The sequence below is a fragment of the Pseudomonas sp. AP19 genome (genome assembly GCF_001728855.1).
GTDB lineage: Bacteria > Pseudomonadota > Gammaproteobacteria > Pseudomonadales > Pseudomonadaceae > Aquipseudomonas > Aquipseudomonas fluorescens.
The window spans coordinates 1-5626 of sequence record NZ_LXJP01000114.1; the positions used below are offsets into that span (position 1 = coordinate 1).

A 5626-nucleotide genomic window follows, 5' to 3' on the forward strand; every position below is an offset into this window, starting at 1 on the left:
TTGTAAGCCGGAAACCCAGAAATTTCCGTCAGCCGATCAACATGGCTTGTCTCGCGCTTGGTCGATGAGTTCCTGCATCGCCCGCATGACTTCTTCGTGGGTGTACGACTTGGCGTTGGGGTCGTCGGCCTCTCGGAGAGCTTCCTCGACCTCGCGGGTCATCCGCGCATATTCTTCCGGCCACAGCGCTTGCTCCATGCGCAGCGACGCCTGCCCAAGCAGGTGCAGCAGGCCGAACAGCCGCATGTCATTGGTGGCGACGACGTGCTCTCGAATCCGCTCCTGGATCACCTCGCAGGCCCGATGCGCCTCTGGCGTCGCCGTGCCCTCGTAGCCGGCTGGGAGTTCTGCTTCTTCAGCGATTCGCGCCCAAGCGATAGCCGGTGGACAGGTTCATTTGCTCATCCACTTGCGCAGCAGACGCTTTTTCAGGGAGGCGCGCTCTTGCGGATTGCGTCCCTTGTGGTTGGCAATGCGATCCGCCGTGGCGGCCTGGCGCTTGATGGGCCAGTAGGAGCGGCCATCCTTACCCATCGACCAGACGTTGCTGACCTGGTTTTCCAGTAGAGGCAGATGGGCGCATAGAGCTTCCGGCGACGCGCTGGCCAGCGCGGTGCGCTCGTGAGTTCGCCAGCGCTGATGCCAGAGTTTCTTGTCCTCGCGCTCGCTACGGCAGGTCGTGTGCCCAACGATGGGCGTTTTGCGGCGGCTGCGGCTCATGATGTGGTTGTCTCCAAGAACATTCAGGACAGGCTTTCTGGGTAGAGCGCCGTCAACCGGGACAGGGTTTCTTGCACTTGTTCCAGCGAGGTCATCAGATGATCAACCTGATCCTGAAGATCCACGGCGAGATCAAATAGCTCAGCCACTCGGCTGCGTGATCCCTCGTTGAACGCGGCCATTGCCAGTTGATGCAGCTTCAACAGGTCGGTGCGCAGTTGCGGAGGTGCGCCGTCTGCGCTGTCATTCAAATCGCCGCGCAGCACGTCCACGGCATCGACTGCACGCAGCAGTGCCGTGGTATCGAAATTCTCGGGAGTCAGTTCGTCCCATTCGTCGTCGGTGATGCGGGCTGCCATCAGGAGGGCTCCGATTAAGCGGTTGCGAGCGTTAGATGCCCGATCGGCTCGGCTGCTGGCCGTACCTTGATTTCGATGTCGTAGCCGAGGCGATTCAGACAATCCATCAGCTTGCGTTCGGATAGATTGGTGAAGTCGCCGCGCATCATGCCCGACACCTTCGGTTGCGGGATGCCCATGCGTTTGGCCGCCGCTTGTTGAGTCAGCCCAAGGGCGCGCATGGCCCTCCTGATCTCGACCACCAGGCCGGTCTTGATCTTGAGCTTTTCAGCGTCAGGCAGTCCAAGGTCGGCAAAGACGTTGCCCGAGCTGCGCTGAACCTCGACGCCTTCAATGATTCGTTTTTGCATTTCGTAGCTCCTGTGCCAATACCTCGGCCACCTTCAGCCGAGCGCGGATGATGTCCATGTCGGCCTTTGGCGTGGCGATTCCGCTCTTGCTCTTCTTCTGGAAGCAGTGCAGGACGAACACCGCTTCCGCAAACTTGACCGTGTATACCGCTCGATAGGTGCCGCCGGCATCGTCTTCGACGACCTCCAGCACGCCGGCACCACCGAACCCCTTGAGCACCTTTGCTGCGTCATCCTGATCGCCTATCTGCGCCAACGAGAGCGCGTAACCGAAACGGCGACGCACGTCGGACGGCAACGCCATCAAATCCTTGTGGCTGCTCGCGATCCATTCGAGCGGTTTTTCTTTGTTTGTCATGACGGAATTTTATACCTGTTCAGGTAATGATGTAAACGCGGCAACCTCAAGGAGGTGTCGTAAAACATTTGTTTTGCGACAGGCTGTCAGCCGCCGCTGTGCTACCTGTGCAACACCCCCTCAAAAATGTACGGAAAACTCTATCGCTATTCACTATTATGCGGAAACCTGTTTTTGATGGTTATCCGCCTATGTTGGTTGGCTACATGCGCGTGTCGTCGGACTCCGACCGCCAGAGCACGGACTTGCAGCGCGACGCGCTGCTCGCCGCCGGCGTCGATCCGCGTCACCTGTTTGAGGATCGTGCCTCTGGCGCGAAGGATGACCGTGCCGGCTTGGCGCGGGCGCTTGAGTTCGTTCGAGCCGGCGATGTGCTGGTGGTGTGGAAACTCGACCGGCTCGGTCGCTCGCTGTCGCACCTGCTCGCCATTGTGACTTCGCTCAAGGACAAGCGGGTGGCGTTCCGCTCGCTGACAGAGAACCTGGACACTACGACGCCCTCGGGCGAATTCCTGTTCCAGGTGTTCGGTGCGCTCGCGCAGTACGAGCGCGCCTTGATTCAGGAGCGCGTCGTCGCGGGCTTGGCCGCCGCACGCAAACGCGGCCGGATCGGCGGCCGGCCGCAGGCGATCACTGGTGAGAAGCTGGACGCCATCGTCGCCGCGCTCGATGGCGGCATGTCTAAGGCGGCGGTGTGCCGCAACTTCAATGTCAAGCGCACTACGTTGATCGAAACATTGACGCGAGCAGGTTGGCGTGGTGCGGGAAGGACGGTCGATGAGCAACAAGAATAAGCTACTCACCGTCTTTTCTGACGCAGAGCAGGAAGCCTTGTACGGCCTACCGGACTTCGACGATGCTCAGCGGCTGGAATACCTGGCGTTGACCGAATCTGAACTGGCGTTCGCCAGCAGCCGGCCTAGCCTGCAGGCCCAAGTCTATTGCGTCTTGCAGATCGGCTACTTCAAGGCCAAGCATGCTTTCTTCCGCTTCGATTGGCATGAGGTCGAGGACGATTGCGCCTTCGTGCTGAGTCGCTATTTCCACGGCGAAGCGTTCGAACGCAAGGCGATCACCAAGCATGAGCACTACAGCCAGAGGGGTCAGATCGCCGAACTGTTCGGCTACCGGTCGTGGGCGGCTAGCTTCCTGCCGCAACTGGCACAGCAGGCTGAACAGATCGTGCGGCGCGACGTAATGCCAGGATTCGTGGCCGCCGAACTGATCGTTTGGCTCAGCGAGCACAAAATCATCCGGCCCGGCCACACCACCTTACAAGAGCTGGTCAGTGAAGCCCTGTCCACCGAACGCAGGCGCTTGGGCGGCTTGCTGGCAGAAGTGTTGGACGAATCGGCCAAAGCTGCGCTGGGCCAGCTCCTGGTGCGTGACGACACCCTGTCTCAACTGGCAGCGCTCAAGCAGGACGCTAAAGATTTCGGCTGGCGTCAGATGGCAGGGGAGCGCGAGAAGCGCGCCACGCTGAAGTCCTTGCACGGGATCGCCAAGGCGCTGCTGCCCAAGCTCGGCATCTCGCAGCAGAACCTGCTGTACTACGCGAGCCTGGCGAACTTCTATACCGTCCATGACCTGCGCCACCTGAAGGCGGAGCAGACCCGGCTCTACCTGCTGTGCTATGCCTGGGTACGTTACCGGCAGCTCACCGACAACCTGGTCGACGCGATGGCCTTCCACATGAAAAAACTTGAGGACGAGAGCCGCACGGGTGCGAAACAGTCCTTTGTCGCCGAACAGCTGCGACGCCATCAGGAAACGCCGCAGGTTGGCCGCCTGCTGTCGCTGTACGTGGACGACAGCGTGGCCGATCCGACGCCGTTCGGCGAGGTGCGCCAACGCGCCTACAAAATCATGTCCAGGGAATTGCTGCAAAACACGGCGCAGCGCATGAGCGTCAAGCCACTGAACAAACTGGCGCTGCACTGGCAGGCGGTGGACGGCCTGGCCGAACGCATTCGACGCCATCTACGGCCGCTGTACGTCGCGCTCGACTTCGCCGGCACGGCCCCCGATAACCCATGGCTCGCGGCGCTGACTTGGGCCAAGAGCGTGTTCGCCAAGCAGCAGCGCCTATCACAACGGCCACTCGACGAATGTCCGGCGGCAACGCTGCCGAAACGCTTGCGTCCGTACCTGCTGATGTTCGATGCCGAAGGCACGCCGACAGGCCTGCATGCCGATCGTTACGAATTCTGGCTTTACCGTCAGGTCAGGAAACGCTTCCAGGCGGGCGAGCTCTACATTGACGACAGCTTGCAGCACCGGCATTTGTCCGACGAGTTGGTTTCGATGGACGAGAAAGCCGCCGTGCTCGCGCAGATGGACATCCCCTTCCTGCGGCAGCCGGTCAGTGCCCAGCTCGATGCACTGGCGGCCGAGTTGCGTGCGCAATGGGTGGCGTTCAATCGCGAGCTGAAACAGGGCAAGCTGACGCACCTGGAATACGACAAGGACACGCAGAGACTGACCTGGCGCAAGCCCAAGGGGGAGAACCAGAAGGCGCGCGAGCAAGCTCTCTACGAGCAACTGCCATACTGCGATGTCGCCGACGTGTTTCGCTTCGTCAACGGCCAGTGCCAGTTCCTGTCGGCGCTGACACCATTGCAGCCACGCTATGCGAAGAAGGTAGCCGACGCCGACAGTCTGATGGCGGTGATCATTGCCCAAGCCATGAACCACGGCAACCAGGTTATGGCACGTACCAGCGACATCCCGTACCACGTCCTGGAGAGTACCTACCAGCAGTACCTGCGCCAGGCGACGCTACATGTGGCCAACGATTGCATCAGCAACGCCATCGCCGCACTGCCGATCTTCCCGCATTACTCGTTCGACCTCGATTCGTTGTACGGTGCCGTTGATGGGCAGAAATTCGGCGTCGAGCGACCAACTGTGAAGGCGCGCTACTCGCGCAAATATTTCGGCCGCGGCAAGGGCGTCGTCGCCTACACGCTGCTGTGCAATCACGTGCCGTTGAACGGCTACCTGATAGGCGCACACGAGTACGAGGCTCACCACGTGTTCGACATCTGGTACCGCAACACGTCGGACATCGTGCCGAGCGCGATCACCGGCGACATGCACAGCATCAACAAGGCCAACTTCGCCATCCTGCACTGGTTCGGACTTCGTTTCGAGCCGCGCTTCACCGACCTCGACGACCAGTTGCAGGAGCTGTATTGCGCCGATGATCTGGCATTGTACGAGAAATGCCTGATCCGGCCGGCTGGCCAGATCGACCGGCAACTCATCGTCGGTGAGAAGGCGAACATCGACCGAATCGTCGCCACACTGGGCCTGAAGGAAATGACGCAGGGCACGCTGATCCGCAAGCTGTGCACCTATACGGCGCCGAACCCGACGCGGCGCGCAATCTTCGAGTTCGACAAGCTCATCCGCAGTATCTACACACTGCGCTACCTGCGCGACCCGCAACTGGAGCGTAATGTTCACCGCTCGCAGAACCGCATTGAGTCCTATCACCAGCTACGCTCGACCATCGCCCAAGTCGGTGGGAAGAAGGAATTGACCGGCCGCACCGACATCGAAATCGAGATCAGCAACCAGTGCGCCAGGCTGATCGGCAACGCGATCATCTTCTACAACTCGGCGATCCTGTCCCTGCTGCTGACGAAGTACGAGGCAGCTGGCAATGCCAAGGCGCTGGCGTTGATCACGCAGATGTCGCCAGCGGCCTGGCGGCACATCCTGCTGAACGGGCATTACACCTTCCAGACTGACGGCAAGTTCATCGACCTGGATGCGCTCGTGGCGGGACTGGAGCTGGGCTGACGGAAATTTCTGGGATTCCGGCGTACAACCCC

The 5626-nt window shown here is 60.6% G+C and carries 7 protein-coding genes; 2 read left to right on the forward strand and 5 right to left on the reverse strand.

What is annotated here, in order from left to right; translation table 11 throughout:
- Positions 1-36 precede the first annotated feature (36 nt).
- From A7D21_RS33620 to A7D21_RS33640, 5 genes are read right to left on the reverse strand one after another with little or no spacing between them, the layout of a single operon-like run.
- Positions 37-378, reverse strand: coding sequence for a hypothetical protein (locus tag A7D21_RS33620; RefSeq protein ID WP_025999701.1), 342 nt, complete (start codon positions 376-378; stop codon positions 37-39).
- A gap of 15 nt (positions 379-393) precedes the next feature.
- Positions 394-720: a hypothetical protein gene (locus A7D21_RS33625; RefSeq protein WP_000091614.1), complete on the reverse strand. Its 327-nt coding sequence runs from the start codon at positions 718-720 to the stop codon at positions 394-396.
- A 23-nt stretch (positions 721-743) separates the two neighbouring features.
- Positions 744-1079, reverse strand: coding sequence for a hypothetical protein (locus A7D21_RS33630; RefSeq protein ID WP_000741275.1), 336 nt, complete (start codon positions 1077-1079; stop codon positions 744-746).
- A 14-nt stretch (positions 1080-1093) separates the two neighbouring features.
- Positions 1094-1429: a helix-turn-helix domain-containing protein gene (locus A7D21_RS33635; RefSeq protein WP_001172026.1), complete on the reverse strand. Its 336-nt coding sequence runs from the start codon at positions 1427-1429 to the stop codon at positions 1094-1096.
- Positions 1410-1787 carry a type II toxin-antitoxin system RelE/ParE family toxin gene (locus tag A7D21_RS33640; protein WP_003151133.1) on the reverse strand — a complete coding sequence of 126 codons (378 nt, stop codon included), beginning with the start codon at positions 1785-1787 and terminating at the stop codon, positions 1410-1412. The genes A7D21_RS33635 and A7D21_RS33640 overlap by 20 nt, the downstream gene beginning before the upstream one ends.
- A 191-nt stretch (positions 1788-1978) precedes the next feature.
- Between A7D21_RS33640 and A7D21_RS33645 the strand changes: the two genes are divergently transcribed.
- Together A7D21_RS33645 and A7D21_RS33650 are read left to right on the forward strand one after the other, a co-directional pair.
- On the forward strand, positions 1979-2581 hold the full coding sequence (locus A7D21_RS33645) for a recombinase family protein (protein WP_010465829.1): 603 nt from the start codon (positions 1979-1981) through the stop codon (positions 2579-2581).
- Complete coding sequence (locus A7D21_RS33650; protein WP_010799689.1) at positions 2565-5594, forward strand: Tn3 family transposase; 3030 nt, start codon at positions 2565-2567, stop codon at positions 5592-5594. Before A7D21_RS33645 ends, A7D21_RS33650 begins: the two co-directional genes overlap by 17 nt.
- Positions 5595-5626 lie beyond the last annotated feature (32 nt).